11 protein-coding genes are annotated in these 16,512 nt (G+C 62.6%); 8 read left to right on the top strand and 3 right to left on the bottom strand.

Going from position 1 to position 16,512, the window contains the following annotated elements:
* Window positions 1-263: 263 nt before the first annotated feature.
* The 4 genes from DIC66_RS07215 to DIC66_RS07230 all read left to right on the top strand — a co-directional run bounded on the left by DIC66_RS07215 (window position 264) and on the right by DIC66_RS07230 (window position 7,965).
* On the top strand, window positions 264-3,641 hold the full coding sequence (locus DIC66_RS07215) for a hybrid sensor histidine kinase/response regulator (RefSeq protein WP_117175900.1): 3,378 nt from the start codon (window positions 264-266) through the stop codon (window positions 3,639-3,641).
* Complete coding sequence (locus DIC66_RS07220) at window positions 3,625-4,602, top strand: response regulator transcription factor (RefSeq protein ID WP_117175520.1); 978 nt, start codon at window positions 3,625-3,627, stop codon at window positions 4,600-4,602. The genes DIC66_RS07215 and DIC66_RS07220 overlap by 17 nt, the downstream gene beginning before the upstream one ends.
* Before the next feature lie 79 nt (window positions 4,603-4,681).
* Complete coding sequence (locus DIC66_RS23745) at window positions 4,682-7,675, top strand: methyl-accepting chemotaxis protein (RefSeq protein ID WP_420820482.1); 2,994 nt, start codon at window positions 4,682-4,684, stop codon at window positions 7,673-7,675.
* Complete coding sequence (locus DIC66_RS07230) at window positions 7,675-7,965, top strand: VF530 family protein (RefSeq protein WP_117175523.1); 291 nt, start codon at window positions 7,675-7,677, stop codon at window positions 7,963-7,965. The genes DIC66_RS23745 and DIC66_RS07230 overlap by 1 nt, the downstream gene beginning before the upstream one ends.
* Window positions 7,966-8,038: 73 nt before the next feature.
* On the opposite strand, the gene DIC66_RS07235 is transcribed toward DIC66_RS07230, so the two are convergent.
* The 3 genes from DIC66_RS07235 to DIC66_RS07245 form a co-directional block, all read right to left on the bottom strand.
* Window positions 8,039-8,251: a type II toxin-antitoxin system HicB family antitoxin gene (locus tag DIC66_RS07235; protein WP_117175524.1), complete on the bottom strand. Its 213-nt coding sequence runs from the start codon at window positions 8,249-8,251 to the stop codon at window positions 8,039-8,041.
* Between the two features lie 113 nt (window positions 8,252-8,364).
* A complete protein-coding gene (locus tag DIC66_RS07240; protein ID WP_117175526.1) occupies window positions 8,365-8,775 on the bottom strand; it encodes a VOC family protein in 411 nt (136 codons plus the stop codon).
* 368 nt (window positions 8,776-9,143) lie between these two features.
* Window positions 9,144-10,682: a methyl-accepting chemotaxis protein gene (locus DIC66_RS07245; protein ID WP_117175528.1), complete on the bottom strand. Its 1,539-nt coding sequence runs from the start codon at window positions 10,680-10,682 to the stop codon at window positions 9,144-9,146.
* A gap of 235 nt (window positions 10,683-10,917) precedes the next feature.
* Between DIC66_RS07245 and urtA the strand changes: the two genes are divergently transcribed.
* The 4 genes from urtA to urtD all read left to right on the top strand — a co-directional run bounded on the left by urtA (window position 10,918) and on the right by urtD (window position 15,937).
* Window positions 10,918-12,180: an urea ABC transporter substrate-binding protein gene (gene urtA / locus DIC66_RS07250; protein ID WP_117175530.1), complete on the top strand. Its 1,263-nt coding sequence runs from the start codon at window positions 10,918-10,920 to the stop codon at window positions 12,178-12,180.
* A 213-nt stretch (window positions 12,181-12,393) separates the two neighbouring features.
* Window positions 12,394-13,956, top strand: a complete 1,563-nt coding sequence (gene urtB / locus DIC66_RS07255) for an urea ABC transporter permease subunit UrtB (RefSeq protein WP_117175532.1) — start codon at window positions 12,394-12,396, stop codon at window positions 13,954-13,956.
* The gene (gene urtC / locus DIC66_RS07260; protein ID WP_117175534.1) at window positions 13,953-15,059 is read left to right on the top strand and encodes an urea ABC transporter permease subunit UrtC; all 1,107 of its coding nucleotides are present in this window, start codon (window positions 13,953-13,955) and stop codon (window positions 15,057-15,059) included. Before urtB ends, urtC begins: the two co-directional genes overlap by 4 nt.
* Complete coding sequence (gene urtD / locus DIC66_RS07265) at window positions 15,056-15,937, top strand: urea ABC transporter ATP-binding protein UrtD (RefSeq protein WP_117175535.1); 882 nt, start codon at window positions 15,056-15,058, stop codon at window positions 15,935-15,937. Before urtC ends, urtD begins: the two co-directional genes overlap by 4 nt.
* Window positions 15,938-16,512: the final 575 nt, after the last annotated feature.

A 16,512-nucleotide genomic window follows, 5' to 3' on the forward strand; every position in this document is an offset into this window, starting at 1 on the left:
CGTAGGTGTCGCTTTAGTTCAGGCTACAGATTAATGCATAGGACTAAGCAAGGCCCGTGCCCTGTCGCATTGACCCCACGCGCGGGCATGCTGAAACCTTGCAGCAAGCTGAGTGTGCGCGGGGGTGGCACAGAAACTGCACCCGAAACAGGGTGCACCCTGTCCCACCCCCGTCCCCGGAAGACCTCCAGAGCAACCCCGCTGCCCGCCAGCGGGTGGTCAAAATCCGCCGCGACTACAACAACTGGGTGGCCAGCGAGACCATGGAGGACTACGCCCTGCGCTTCACGCCGCAGCGCTTTCGGCGCTGGTCCGAGTGGCGGGTGGCCAACACCGCCTTTGGCGCGGCTTCGTTCCTGATTCTGGAGGCGGTGGGCGCCACCCTGCTGGTGCAATACGGTTTTGCCAACGCCTTCTGGGCGATTCTGGTCACCGGCCTGGTGATCTTCCTGGCCGGCCTGCCCATCAGCGTGTACGCGGCACGCTACGGCGTGGACATGGACCTGCTCACGCGCGGGGCGGGCTTTGGCTACATCGGCTCCACCATCACCTCGCTGATCTATGCCTCGTTCACCTTCATCTTCTTTGCGCTCGAAGCGGCCGTTATGGCCTATGCGCTGGAGCTGGCACTCGATATTCCGCCCACCTGGGGTTACCTGATCTGCGCGTTGGTGGTGATCCCGTTGGTCACCCACGGGGTGTCCACCATCAGCAAATTGCAGCTCTGGACCCAGCCCATCTGGTTGTTGATGCTGGTCGTCCCCTTTGGCTATGTTTTGGTGCGCGAGCCCGCGGCTTTTGCGGGAATCACGCACTACGCTGGTGAATTGGGCACGGGTGGCGTGTTCGATGTGCATTTATTTGGTGCTGCGCTGACGGTGGGCATTGCCCTGATCACGCAAATGGGCGAGCAGGCCGACTACCTGCGCTTCATGCCGCAGCAGACCGCACACAACCGCAAACGCTGGTGGTTCGCGGTGCTGGTGGGCGGCCCCGGTTGGGTGGTGCTGGGTGTGCTGAAAATGCTGGGCGGCGCCTTTCTGGCGTATCTGGCCATCAGCCACAGCGTGCCTGCCGAGCGCGCGGTAGACCCCAACCAGATGTACCTGGCGGCCTATGAGTATGTGTTCCCCACCCTGGGCTGGGCGGTGGCGGCTACGGCCTTGTTTGTGGTGCTCTCGCAGCTCAAGATCAATGTCACCAATGCCTATGCGGGTTCGCTGGCCTGGAGCAACTTTTTTTCGCGCCTGACGCACAGCCATCCCGGGCGCGTGGTCTGGGTGGTGTTCAACAGCCTGATTGCCTTCATGCTGATGGAGATGGATGTGTTCCAGGCCCTGGGCGATGTGCTGGGCCTGTACTCCAACATCGCCATCGCCTGGATCATGGCGGTGGTGGCCGATCTGGTGATCAACAAGCCGTTGGGCCTGTCGCCCAAGGGCATCGAGTTCAAGCGTGCCCATCTGTATGACATCAACCCGGTGGGCGTGGGCGCCATGGCACTGGCCTCACTCTTGTCGATAGCCGCCTACCTGGGGTTGTTCGGGCCCACGGCGCAGGCGTTTTCGGCCGTGGTGGCGTTGGTCACTGCGCTGATCGCTTCACCGTTGCTGGCCTGGCTCACCAAAGGCCGCTATTACATTGCAAGAGACTCGGCCAAGGAGCAAGGCGGCTACTCGCGCCTGACACCCAGCCGCTGCGTCATCTGCGAACGCACTTACGAAGGCCCGGACATGGCGCACTGCCCGGCCTACCAAGGGCCCATCTGCTCGCTGTGCTGCACGCTGGATGCGCGCTGTGGCGATGCCTGCAAGCCCCACGCCAGCCTGGCCGTGCAATGGTCTGGCGCACTGCGCTGGCTGCTGCCCCGCGCCACCTGGCCGTACCTGGACACGGGCCTCTCGCACTTTGTGCTGCTGATGGGTGTGATCGTGCCGCTGCTGGTTACCGTGTTTGCCATGTTCTACCGCCAGGAGCTGTCCGCCTTTGCCGACATGGCAGAGAGTCAGGCCGCCCTGCGCGCGGCCCTGCTGTCGGGCTTCAGCAAGGCCTTTGCAGCACTCTTGCTGCTCTCGGGCATCGTGGCCTGGTGGTTGGTGCTGGCGCACAAGAGCCGCCAGGTGGCCCAAGAAGAATCCAACCGCCAGACCCATTTGCTGATGCGCGAGATTGAGCTGCACCGCCAGACCGACCGGGCCCTGCAGGACGCCCGCGCCGTGGCTGAGGTGGCGCGCAAGCAGGCCGAGCAGGCCAACGCCGCCAAGAGCCGCTACATCAGTGCCATCAGCCACGAGCTGCGCACCCCTCTCAACAGCATCCTGGGCTACGCGCAACTGATGGGGCAGGACAGCGGCATACCACCGCACCGCAAGCAAGCGGTGAGCGTCATCCTGCGTGGCGGTGAGCACCTGCTCTCGCTGATGGAGGGCACGCTGGAGATGGCGCAGATCGAGTCCGGCAAGCTGATGCTCGCGCCCAAGCCGCTGCAGTTTGAAGCCGCCATGGCCGATGTGGCCGACATGTTTGAGCTGCAGGCTTCCGACAAGGGGCTGTCCTTCCGCTACGAGGTGCAGGGCAGCCTGCCAGCCTGGGTCAAGGCCGATGACAAGCGCCTGCGCCAGATCTGCTTCAACCTCCTGGGCAATGCCATCAAGTTCACGCAGCAGGGCGGGGTGGTGCTGCAGGTGCGCTATGCGCGTGAGATGGCCCACATCGAGATCCACGACACCGGCCCGGGCATGACGGCCGCCGAGGTGGAGCGCGTCTACGAGCCCTTTGTGCGCGGCGCCAGCGCGCAGGGTGCGGGTGGCTCTGGCCTGGGCCTCACCATTGCCAAGATGCTCACCGACCTGATGGGTGGCGAGATGCAGGTGCGTAGCGTGCCGGGCCAGGGTTCGGTGTTTGCCGTGCGCCTGTTCCTGCCGCAAATGCACCTGCCACCCGATGGCGTGCAGCAGCTGGAAGCCAGGCGCGTTGAACGTGCCAGCCGCAGTGGCTATGCGGGTGCGCGGCGCAAGATTCTGGTGGTGGACAACGAGGCCGCCGACCGTGCACTGCTCACGCAGGTACTGGAGCCGCTGGGCTTCGAGTTGCGCCAGGCCGCCAGCGGCCATGACTGCCTGGACCTGCTGGCCGCCGGACTGAACCCTGATGTGATCCTGCTGGACCTGGCCATGCCCGGCATTGATGGCTGGGAAACCCTGCGCCGCATCCGCGCGCTGGATGGGCCGCAGCCTGCCGTGGCCATCGTCTCGGCCAACGCGTTTGATCGCGCCCTGGACCACGGACTGGGCATTGCCACGGAAGACTTCATCGTCAAGCCGGTGCGCCACAGCGAACTGCTGGACTGGTTGGAGCGGCGCCTGCAACTGGTCTGGGTCAGCAGCGCGCCCGCAGAAGTGCGGCCCGCGGCAGTGGCCCCTGCAACAACAGCGAGGCTGCCGCGCGAGGAACTGCTGGCGCTGCTGGGCCTGGTGCAACTGGGCTACTTCCGTGGCATCACCAACAAGCTGGCCGCCCTGGCGCAGGCCCACCCGCAATGCGCGGGCCTGCTCACCCCACTGGATACACTGGCGCGCCAATACCAGTTCGAGACCATGTTGATGCAATTGCAGAAAGCGCTGGATGAACCCGTCTATTGACATCGCCAGCGCCCTGGACCGCGGCAACAGCGACGTGGTGCTCATCGTCGATGACGTGCCCGACAACCTGTCGGTGCTGCACGACGCGCTGGATGAGTCCGGCTACACCGTGCTGATCGCCACCAGCGGCGAGGCGGCCCTCAAGCGCGCCCTGCAAGCGCTGCCCGATGTGGTGCTGCTGGACGCCATGATGCCCGGCATGGACGGCTTCGAGGTTGCCCGGCGCCTCAAGGCGCAGGCCGAGACCGCCCACATCCCCATCATTTTCATGACCGGCCTCACCGAAACCGAACACCTGGTGGCCGCACTCGAATGCGGTGCGGTGGACTACGTCACCAAGCCCATCAAGCCCAAGGAAGTTCTGGCCCGCATGGGTGTGCATCTGGCCGGCGCACGCGAGCGCAGGCAGACCCGCAATGCGCTGGACGCCTTTGGCTACGCCACCATCACCGTGCGGGCGTCGGACGGCGCGCTCCTGTGGCAAACCCCGCTGGCGCGCGAACTGCTGTTGCGCTACTGCGGCACGCAGGCGCCAGAGACGCCGCAGGAGGTCGTGGCCTGGCTGCAGCAATGCCTGTCCAGACTGGACCAGCCCGGTGAGCCGCCGCGCCTGACGCTGGAGCGGGGTGCTGCGCGCCTGGGCTTCCGGCTGCACCAGCAGATTGGCGATGTGGACGCGCAGGGCGACTGGCTGATCGTCATGCGCGAGGTGTCAGACACCGCCGTCATCGAGGCCATTGGCCTGTCGTTCAAGCTCACCCCCAAGGAGGCCGAGGTGCTGTACTGGGTGGTCAAGGGCAAGACCAACAAGGACATCGGCGACATCCTGGGCAGCAGCCCCATGACGGTGAAGAAACACCTGGAGCGGGTGTTCGTGAAGCTGGGCGTGGAAACCCGCACCGCGGCGGCTGGCATGGCCATGGGGCGCATACGCCTTTTGCAGCCCCAATTCGAAATTTGATGATCCGATGCACGCGCTTTGGCCTGAAGCAGACGCTGCATTTGATATAAACGATGCAATACAAATACAGGTGCAAAACATGTCGTTAAATCAGGATGCGCGCAAAACCATGCCCGACACGGCAAGCTTCCCGGCCCTGTGGGCTCCTGGTGCCAGGTTGATGGGGCGTGTGAATTTCCCGGTCAAAGCGCTCATCATCTCCCTGATTTTTCTTTTGCCCGTAGCCCTTCTGGGCTATTTTTTCGTCTCGGCACAGAAAGACCAGATTGCCTTCAGCGCCAAGGAGCATCTGGGCGTCGAGGCGTTTGGGAAGGTTTTGCCCCTGGCCAAGAGCGTCATTCTGACGCGCAACGTCACGCGTGCCATGGCGGGCGGTTATGACGGTGCAGCCGAATTCAAAGCCGCGAAAGACAGCGTTGACAAGTCCCTGAAAGACTTCGAGCAGTATGTTGTTGACTCGTCCGATGCGCTGGCACTTCGCAAAGACCTGGACGCACTCAAGGCCTCCTGGAGCCAGGCAGCCCAGTCCACGGGGGGCCTGGACGCGCAGGGGCGCAGCGCGTTTGGCCCTGTCAATGACAGCCTGGTCAAACTCATCGGCAGCATCGGCGACAACTCCAACCTGGCGCTGGATCCGGACATCGACAGCTACTACCTGTTCAGCACCATCAACACCCTGCCGCAGATCCGGGAAAACCTGGGACAGGTCTGGGCCTGGGGAGCCTTTTCGATGGCCCGCTACCAGGGCAGCAAGAAGGAGCTGGAGGCCAACGATGTGATGCGCTACGCGGTCTGGAGTGCCAACGCCAAGACCGGCCTGGACACAGCCAAGGGCTACCTGGACAAGGTGTTTTCCGCCAATCCAGACGCCCAGGCCAAGCTGGACATGGGCATGTTTGATGCCGTGGCGGCCTTCCGTGACTCCGCAGCGGACGTGCTGGTCGTGCAAAAAGATGACAAACAGACGGCGGCCCAGTTCTACAAGCAAGGCCAATTGGCCATCGACCGGCTGCAGGGCTTTTATGACAAGGCACTGCCCACGCTGGACGGAATGCTGGCTGCGCGCATCGATGCGCTTCAGCAAAAGATGAAGTGGGCCGGCATTGCCGTGCTGCTGGTGTTGCTGGTAGCAGGCTACCTGTTCTACAGCTTCTATCTGGTCACCAGCAATGGCCTCAACGCCATCAAGGGCCATTTGCAGGAACTCGCCGAGGGCGACCTCAGCAACGCACCGGCCCAGCCCTTTGGCAGCGATGAAACCGCCCAGGTGCTCAACTCCCTGATCACGGTGCATGGCGTGCTGGACAACTTCCAGAGCGCGCAGACCGAGATGGCCAGAAAGCACGATGCCGGAGAAATCTCCCACACCATGCCCGCTGACACGCTGCCCGGCAGCTACGGCGTGCTGGCCCAGGGTGTCAACGCCATGGTCAAGTCGCACCTGGACCTGAACGCGCGCGCGGTCGACCTGATGGACCAATACGCCCACGGCCGCTTCGAGCAAAGCATGGAAGCGCTGCCCGGCCAGAAGCGCCGCATTACCGAAGTGGTCAACGCGGCCAAAGCCCAAATGGAGCAGGCCGCCGTGGCCGCCACCTTCAACCAGCGCATACGCCTGTCGCTCGACAGTCTGCCGGTGTGTGTGACGGTGTCCAACGCCGATGCCCTGCTGGTGCACGCCACACCGCCCGCCAAGGAACTGCTCAAGCTGTTTGGCGGCGCGTCCTTTGATACCGATGCGTTCTATGGCAACAAGCTCAGCACGCTGTTCAAGAGCCCGCAGGACGCGGCCACCTTCGACCAGGCCGTGCGCTCAGGCGAGACCGTGGACATGGAAATCCAGGGCCGCAAGCTGCGCCTGCTGGCCCGCCCTGTGCATGACGACGCGGGCAAGCCCATGGGCCGCATCACGCAGTGGCTGGACCGTACCGACGAAATCGCCTCCGAGCAGGAGGTGTCTTCCATCGTCGCTGCAGCCGCCAACGGCGACCTGAGCGGGCGCGTGGACATGCAGGGCAAGACCGGCTTTTTTGGCAACCTGTCTACGGCCATGAACCAGCTGCTTGAGGTCAGCGAAGGCGTCATGAATGACACCGCGCAGGCCCTGGCCGCCCTGGCCGATGGCGACCTCACCCACCGCATCACCCGCGACTACGCCGGCCTGTTTGGCCAGGTCAAGGCCAGCGCCAACTCCACCTCCGAGAACCTCACGCGGGTCATTGGCGAGGTGCGTGACGCATCAAACGCTCTCACCGGTGCGGCCGGCCAGGTCAGCGCCACCGCCCAGTCTTTGTCACAGGCAGCCAGCCAACAGGCTGCCAGCGTGGAGCAGACCACCGCCAGCATTGATGTGATGTCGGCCTCCATCAGCCAGAACAGCGACAACGCCCGCGTGACCGACGGCATGGCCAGCAAAGCCAGCAAAGAAGCCATAGACGGCGGCGGCGCGGTCGGCCAGACAGTGGGCGCCATGAAGCAGATTGCCTCCAAGATCGGCATCGTGGACGACATCGCCTACCAGACCAATCTGTTGGCTTTGAACGCCGCCATTGAAGCGGCCCGTGCCGGCGAGCACGGCAAGGGCTTTGCCGTGGTGGCCGCCGAGGTGCGCAAGCTGGCCGAGCGCAGCCAGCTCGCAGCCAAGGAAATTGGCGACCTGGCCAGCAGCAGCGTGTCCACCGCCGAGCGTGCGGGCAAGTTGCTCGACGAGATCGTGCCCAGTATCCAGAAGACCAGCGAGCTGGTGCAGGAGATTGCAGCAGCCAGCAGCGAGCAGAGCGAGTCGGTCATCCAGATCGGCGGCGCCATGGGCCAGCTCAGCCAGGCCACGCAGCAAAATGCCTCGGCCTCGGAAGAGCTGGCGGCCACCAGCGAAGAGCTCTCGGCCCAGGCCGAGCAGCTGCAGCAAAGCATTGCCTTCTTCAAGACCGGCGACAGTGCCAGCGCACCCGCGCAAGCCATCAGCCGCGCGAGCCTGGGCCAGGAGCGCCGCGCCAGCGCGCCGCGCCTGACCAGCACGCTGACACCAGCCGCTGTGCGCGGTGGCGGGAATGGCAACTTCAAACCCTATTGATGGCCGACACGCTGCCAGACAACCCGGCAGCGCCACTGCCCGCAGTGGTGCCACCCAAGGCCCAGCCGCACAACCCGCTGCATGGCAAGACGCTGGAGTTCATTGTCACGGCGCTGGTGGAAGGCTACGGCTGGGAGGGCCTGGCCCAACGCATCCCGGTGCGCTGCTTCAGCCTGGAGCCGAGTGTGGGTTCCAGCCTGAAGTTCCTGCGCAAAACGCCCTGGGCGCGGGAGAAGGTGGAGGGGCTTTACCTCTTCATGCTGCGTGAGCACAGGCGCAACGGGTTTTAGCGGATAGGCCTTGGGTCAGGCTTGTTGCGGGCGTTTCTTCTCTCGCTGCAGCGCTTGGGCCATGCCGGGCTCCTCATGGTGGAGTACCACAAATCGTCACCCGGCATAGCCCAAGCGCTGCGGGGTGGGGCAATGGAACGGTCAGACCGTCTTGCAGCAATCCTTCAATAGGAAACGCGATGGCCTCGCGAATCAACTTCGTCACCTCGTCGCGTGTTTCCCCTACAGCCATACAGCCTGGCAAATCCGGAACGTAAGCGCCAAAACTGGAGGCGCCCGTTTCAATGTTCCGAGCGAACCCTCGACACTGGGTTTACCCGACACCGTAGCAGGTCCCGGTTTTCTGGGGTGATAAAACTGACGGTGGCTTGCCGTTGGGCTTGAGCGAGGGCTCAGGCTTCACCCGGGAGCATGGACAACGGTGGGCTGCACCAAGTCCCATTGATTTCCGTTGACGTCCAGGAAGACCGCCACAGTTCCGTAGTTTTCAGTCCTTGGCTCTCGGACGAAGGTGACTCCATTGGCCTTGTACGCGTTGAAGTCTCTCCAAAAATCATCTGTGTACAGGAACAGGAAGACTCTTCCTCCCGTTTGGTCGCCCACCCGAGAAGTCTGATGGTCGCTAGTTGCGCGCGCCAGCAGTAGGCAGCACTCTCTGGCGCCCGGCGGTGAAACGACGACCCAACGCTTGTCTTGGGCAGGTTGATACCTGTCTTCGACCAGTGCGAAACCGAGCTTCCCGACGTAGAAGGCAATTGCTTCGTCGTAGTCGCGAACGACAACGGAGATGAGGCCGAGATGCTGAGGCATTCTGGGTTTTCTGCGGGGAAAGAAAGAGCAATGTGTTTGTGACGCCTAAATTCGATGTATCCCGCAAACTACCGGATACCTCCGGCACGCAGTCGGATAACAGGTTTGTGACATTTGCAAAAAAACGTTTGACATCAGGCATTTACCAGGTTGGGCTGTACGCATACGCAGGTATAAAAAAACCGACAAAGTCGGCGGGCACTTTATCTGAATTTCATTGGCCTCTACTTCGCTTTGAAGTGTGACGTTTGCAATAGTCCGCGCGGGCAGGGCCTGCGCCGGGCAACGATTTGTGCTCGCACCATGAGGCGCCCGGCGTAGGCCCTGCCCGCGCAGCGCGCCAAAAGAGCCTCACGCCAGAAACAGCCTCAAGCCCCGGTCTTGAAAATACTCACCACGTCTTCAAGGTGAGCGGCCTGGTCCTGCAGGGATTGGGCCGCCGCTGCCGCCTGCTCGACCAGGGCCGCATTTTGCTGGGTCACCTGGTTCATGTCGCCTATGGCCTGGTTGACGCGGGCGATGCCTTCGGTCTGCACCTTGCTGGCGTCGGCAATGTTGCCCATGATGTGGGTCACATCGCGGATGCTCTCCACAATCTCGGTCATGGTGATGCCGGCCTGTTGCACCAGGGCACCACCCGCATCCACCTTGGAGACCGAGTCGTCGATCAGCGTCTTGATTTCCTTGGCTGCACCGGCCGAGCGCTGGGCCAGGCTGCGCACCTCGGCGGCCACCACGGCAAAGCCACGGCCCTGTTCACCGGCGCGGGCCGCTTCCACGGCGGCGTTGAGCGCCAGGATGTTGGTCTGGAAGGCAATGCCGTCAATCACGCCAATGATGTCCACAATCTTGCGGGAAGAATGGTTGATGGACTCCATGGTGTTCACCACCTCGGACACCACGGCGCCACCGCGTACGGCCACGGCAGAGGCCGATTGCGCCAGCAGGTTGGCCCGGCGCGCATCATCTGCATTGGTGTTGACCGCCTCGGTCAACGCCTGCATGGAGGAGGTGGTGGTCTCCAGTGTGCCGGCCTGGGCCTCGGTGCGCTGTGACAGGTCCATGTTGCCGTTGGCAATGTCGCGTGCCGCACTGAAAATGGTGTCGGTGCCCTGGCGCACCTGCCGCACGATGCGTATGAGGCCCTGGTTCATCTCCTGCAAGGCGCGCTGCAGTTCACCCACTTCGTTGTTGGAGTCCACCACAATGGTCTGGCTCAGGTCGCCCGCGGCAATGCCACGTGCTACCTGCACGCCACGGCTCAGGGGGTCGGTTACCACGCGGTGGATAAAGGGGTAGATCAGGATCAGCACCGGGATGCTGGTCAGGATGGCTGCCAGAATCGACTTCCAGCGCTGGTCGGCCAGGCCGGCGTTCACCTTGTCCAGCGACACCTTCATGCTGACCGCGCCCAGCACCGTGCCTTCGGGCACGGCATGGCAGCTGGTGCAGTCCTTGCCCAGGGAGTTCTTCAGGGCAATCACCGGGCGGATGGCGCGCAGGTACTCGCCGCTGGCGTCGCTCTGCACATCGATGGCCTCCTTGCCACTTTGCAGCACCGCAGTCTCCTGGGCATCGGGCGTGGCTTCGTTTTTGGCATTGCCCGGGCCGAACAGTTTGCTGACGTTTTCGCCACGCAGGACGCGCACATCGCGAATCGAACCCAACTGCTTGACCTGGTCCAGGAACACATCACGCTGGGCCACGGTGCCGGTGACCATCATGCCGGTAAGCCCCGCCATGGTGGCATCGTGCATGCTCAAAGAGAAGTCCTGCGCCTGCTCCAGTGCCGCCTTGCGCGACACATAGCCCTGCCACACGATCACCCCGGCCCACACCACCACCAGGGCTGCGGCAATCGTGGCCAGCAGTTGCATCCAAATCCTAGACTGGGTGGTGTGTGTCATACAAGAAGGTTCCTCGATGCAGCCCGCCAACTTTGGCGTTTGTTTGTCGCAAGTATCGCACTTGCAGGCTGGTTTCCGGAGGTTTGGCTGCTGCCCGGCTTGCCAGCGCGGCATACGCCACTTAGCGTATTCCCGAATAGCGCCGGTGTTTTTACAGTGGACCCATCGCCAGGCCTGTGCTGTCACGCAGAGGTCTGGCGACCACCCACCTGTTTTTTAACCCGGAGCACACTATATGCAACGTCGCTTTACCCTGAAGGCACTTACCGCTGCCGTCGCCCTCACCACGCTGACTGCCGTGCCAGCGTTTGCCGCCGACACCATCAAGGTCGGTATCCTGCACAGCTTGTCTGGCACCATGGCTATCTCGGAAACCGTGTTGAAAGACACCGTCCTGATGGCTATTGACGAAATCAACGCCAAGGGTGGCGTGCTGGGCAAGAAGCTCGAGCCCGTGGTGGTGGACCCCGCCTCCAACTGGCCCCTGTTTGCCGAAAAAACCAAGCAGCTGCTGACCCAAGACAAAGTGGCCGTGATCTTCGGCTGCTGGACCTCGGTTTCGCGCAAGTCGGTTCTGCCTGTGGTGGAAGAACTCAACGGCCTGCTGTTCTACCCCGTGCAGTACGAAGGTGAAGAGCTGTCCAAGAACGTGTTCTACACCGGTGCTGCGCCCAACCAGCAAGCCATCCCCGCGGTGGACTACCTGATGAGCAAAGAAGGCGGCGGCGCCAAGCGTTGGGTGCTCTTGGGCACTGACTATGTGTACCCCCGCACCACCAACAAGATCCTGCGCGCTTACCTGAAGAGCAAGGGCGTCAAAGACACCGACATCGACGAGAAGTACACACCGTTTGGCCACTCTGATTACCAGACCATCGTGGCTGACGTGAAGAAGTTCTCCGCCGGTGGCAAGACCGCCGTGGTTTCCACCATCAATGGTGACTCCAACGTGCCCTTTTACAAGGAACTGGGCAACGCCGGCCTGAAGGCCAAAGACGTGCCCGTGGTGGCCTTCTCCGTGGGTGAAGAAGAGCTGCGCGGCGTGGACACCAAGCCGCTGGTGGGCCACCTGGCCGCCTGGAACTACTTCATGTCCATCAAGAACCCGACCAACACCGAGTTCATCAAGAAGTGGTCTGACTACGCCAAGGCCAAGGGCATTGCCGGCCACAAGGACAAGCCTCTGACCAACGACCCGATGGAAGCCACCTACATCGGTATCAACATGTGGAAGCAGGCCGTTGAGAAGGCCAAGTCCACCGACACCGACAAGGTGATTGCTGCCATGGCCGGCCAGACCTTCAAGGCACCCAGCGGCATTGTGAGCAAGATGGATGAGAAGAACCACCACCTGCACAAGTCGGTGTTCATCGGCGAAGTCAAGGCGGACGGCCAGTTCGGCGTGGTGTGGAAGACACCGGGCCCGGTGAAGGCCAAGCCATGGTCTCCGTACATCGAAGGCAACGACAAGAAGCCCGACGAGCCTGTGGCGAAGTAAGGCGCTAGCCTACTGCGCGGGCCGATCTGGGGCTCTGCAGTGCTCACCGTACACGGGTACGGTTCCGCGCTTCGAACCCCGCCTCGACCCGCTCGCTACGGCTATCACCTCACTTCTTGCGAAGTGGCGGTGGGTCGAAATGCCAGCCGCTTTACGCGGCTGGCATGTCTCTTGCGAAGTCTCCTGAGACCACAGAAAACGAACGAACATCCCATGCGAAACATATTAGCCATCGCCGCCTTGCTGCTCTGCGCCAGTGCCCACGCACTGACCGCTGACGAAGCGCAGGCCATTGCCGTGGGCGAGGGTGATGCGCGGATCGAGGCGCTGCGTGCAGCGGTCGCCAAGCCCGACGAGAAGACGGTGGCCTTTATCCAGGCGCTCTCAGACGACGCCGTCAAGCTGGTGGCGGGCAAGCCCGTCATCGTGGTGGGTGACAAGGGGCAAGACCCCGCAAGCGGTGTGTCCGTGGCCCTGCCCGATACCGCTGAAGACGTGATGAACAACAACCGCATGCGCGGTGAACTCGACAACGCGCTGGCCACACTCAAACTGTTATCTATCGATGAGGCCGTGCGCCGCGCCGCCATCAAGACCCTGCAGGGCAATGTGGACGAGGCCAGCCTGCCGCTGCTGGACAAGGCCTTTGCGCAGGAGTCTGTGGCCGATCTGAAAGACCAGCTCGGCCTGTTGCGTGCGGCCGCCCTGCTGGGCAGCAGCGACAAGGCCAAACGCCTGGAAGCCGCAGCCCTGTTGGGCCAAAGCACCCTGGCCGCCACCAAAACCCTGTTGGTGGAACGCCTGGCCGTAGAGACCGAACCCGACGTCAAGGGTGCCCTGCAGTTCAGCCTGGGCAAGCTCGAATCGCGCCTGGCCTGGGGCGACCGCCTGGGGGCGATATTTAGCGGCATCAGCCTGGGGTCCATCCTGCTGCTGGTGGCGCTGGGCCTGGCCATTACCTATGGCCTGATGGGCGTAATCAACATGGCCCACGGCGAGCTGATGATGATTGGCGCCTACGCCACCTACGTGGTGCAGGGCATCTTCCGGACCTATTTCCCCGGCGCCTTTGACTGGTATCTGCTGGCCTCGGTGCCGGTGGCCTTTCTGGCCTCGGCCCTGGTGGGTGCGGCGCTGGAGCGCAGTGTCATCCGCTTCCTCTATGGCCGCCCGCTGGAAACCCTGCTGGCCACCTGGGGCATCAGCCTGGTGCTGATGCAGGCCGTGCGCACGATCTTCGGCGCGCAAAACGTGGGCGTGGAAAACCCCAGTTGGATGAGCGGCGGCGTGCAGCTCATGGGCAACCTCTCGCTGCCCTACAACCGGCTGGTGATTGTCGGCTTTGCCCTGTTTGTGTTGGGCGCAGTGTCCTTTTTGATCAGCAAGACACGTCTGGGATTGTTTGTGCGTGGCGTCACGCAAAACCGCGCCATTGCGTCCTGCATGGGCGTGAACACCGCGCGCATTGACACCTATGCCTTTGCCCTGGGTTCGGGCATTGCCGGGCTGGCCGGTTGTGCCCTGAGCCAGGTGGGCAATGTGGGCCCCGACCTGGGCCAGGGTTACATCGTGGATGCCTTCATGGTGGTGGTGCTGGGCGGCGTGGGCCAGTTGGCCGGCACCGTGTATGCGGCGCTGGGCCTGGGCATCTTGAACAAGTTTCTGGAGGGCTGGACCGGTGCGGTGCTGGCCAAGATCGCGGTGCTGATTTTCATCATCGTGTTTATCCAGAAAAGACCCCAAGGAATCTTTGCGATGAAGGGACGTGAGGCATGAACCCCGCCATCCAATTGCCTGCCAAGGCCCCCCTGCTCAATGCACGCGGCTGGACCGCGTGGCTGGTGGCCCTGATCGTGCTGTGCGGCCTGGTGCCCCTGCTCAATCTGGTGATTCCCGCCGACAGCGCTTTCCACATGAGCGACTTTGCCGTGGGTCTGATTGCCAAGATCATGTGCTACGCCATCTGCGCCCTGGCCATGGACTTGATCTGGGGCTACACCGGCATTTTGTCGCTGGGCCACGGCCTGTTCTTTGCGCTGGGCGGCTATGCCATGGGCATGTACCTGATGCGCCAGATCGGCCTGGACGGCAACTACAAAAGCGAGCTGCCGGACTTCATGGTGTTTCTGGACTGGAAGACACTGCCCTGGCACTGGCTGCTCAGCGGCAGCTTCTTCTCCACCTTGCTTCTGGTGGTGGTGGCACCCGGCGTGGTGGCCCTGGTGTTTGGCTACTTTGCCTTCCGCTCGCGCATCAAGGGCGTGTACTTCTCCATCATCACACAGGCGCTCACCTTTGCCGCCATGCTGCTGTTCTTCCGCAACGAGACCGGCTTTGGTGGCAACAACGGCTTTACCGATTTCAAGCGCATTCTCGATATTCCAATTGCCACGCCCAGCATGCGCATGACCTTGTTTGTGCTGACCTCGCTCACCCTCTTGGGCTTCTTCCTGCTGGCGCGCTGGCTGGTGGGCAGCAAGTACGGCCGCGTGCTGCAGGCCATACGCGATGCCGAAACCCGCGTCATGTTCAGCGGCTACTCGCCCCTGGGCTACAAGCTCAGCATCTGGGTGCTGTCGGCCATGATGTGCGGTGTGGCCGGAGCGCTCTATGTGCCGCAGGTGGGCATCATCAACCCCAGTGAGATGAGCCCGGCCAACTCCATCGAGATCGCCATCTGGGCGGCCGTGGGCGGACGCGCCACCTTGATCGGCCCCATCCTGGGCGCCTTCATCGTCAACGGCGCCAAGAGCTGGCTGACGGTGACCTATCCGGAGTTCTGGTTGTACTTTTTGGGTGCGCTGTTCATTGGCGTGACACTGTTCCTGCCCGATGGGGTGGTGGGCTTGTGGAAGAAGTTGCGGGGTGCTTCGAAATGACTCCCGATCTGTTGGAACAAGGCGCCAAGCGCGTCGAGGCCCGCATGGCGGCGCTGGCAAGCCAGACGGTCAACACCGAATCGGGTGGCCGCAGTGCTGGCTTGGGTCGGCTCAAGCTCGATGACGAAGTGGACGTCACGCACGGACGCATTTTGTATCTGGAGGGCGTGAACGTCAGCTTTGACGGCTTCAAGGCCATCAACAACCTCTCCCTGGACATTGCGCCGGGTGAGTTGCGCTGCATCATCGGCCCCAACGGCGCGGGCAAGACCACGATGATGGACATCATCACCGGCAAGACCCGGCCCGACAGTGGCACCGTGTTCTTTGGCAGCACCATCGATCTGCTGCGCTACAAGGAGCCGCAGATTGCGCAGCTCGGCATAGGCCGCAAGTTCCAGAAGCCCACGGTGTTCGAGCAGCTCACGGTGTTCGAGAACCTGGAGCTGGCCTTGAAGATGGACAAGCGGGTGCCGGCCTCGGTGTTTTTCAAGTTGTCTTCCGCGCAGAGTGACCGGCTGGCGGAGATGCTGCACACCATCCATTTGGCCGACAGTGTTTCCCGCCAGGCGGGCAACCTGAGCCATGGGCAGAAGCAGTGGCTGGAGATTGGCATGCTGTTGATGCAGGACCCCAAGCTACTGCTTCTTGACGAGCCGGTTGCCGGCATGACGGATGAAGAGACTGAGCGCACGGCGGAGTTGTTCTTGTCTTTGAAGGGCAAGCATTCGCTGATGGTGGTCGAGCATGACATGAGCTTCATCAACACCATTTCTGACATCGTGACTGTTTTGTGTGATGGGTCGGTTTTGGCGCAGGGGACGTTGGCGCAGGTGCAAAGTGATGAGCGGGTGATTGAGGTTTATTTGGGGCGATGAACTACTGCTCTTTCAGTGTTGGGGTTGCTTTCGTGGCTAGCCGGGTCTCGGCCCGGCGGCCGAGTTCATTTCTTTTGCTTCGCCAAAAGAAACGAACCAAAGAAAAGGCGACCCGGGTGTCTGCGACCCCTTCGCTGCGCTACGGGGCAACCTGCGCTGCTCGCGAAGCGCGGGCGTGCCGCAAACTCGCCCTGCGGGCTCAAACAAGCGTCCCGTTTTTTCCGCGCTCCGCTGCGCTGCTCGGCGCAGCCACACGGGAGTGGGGGAGCGATACCAATACCGAAAACACGCGCGTCGGAGCGACTATTGGAGCGAGCGGTAGTCCGTTCTCCCTCGCCATTGAGGCCGTGCCGAGCAGCGCAGCGGCGGGCGGATCAGGGCTGGCGTTGTTTGAGCGAAGCGAGTTTAGCCAGACCCCGCCTGACGCGAGCAGCGCAGGGAACCGCGAAGCGGCACGGACTTTGGCTCGCCTTCTCTTTGCTCACTTTCTCTTGGCGAAGCAAGAGAAAGTGAGTCGGCCGCCGGGCCGAGACCCGGCTTGCCACGCATAAAGCAACCTCACATAAGAAGCCAAA

It is taken from the genome of Rhodoferax lacus (assembly GCF_003415675.1).
Lineage (GTDB): Bacteria > Pseudomonadota > Gammaproteobacteria > Burkholderiales > Burkholderiaceae_C > Allorhodoferax > Allorhodoferax lacus.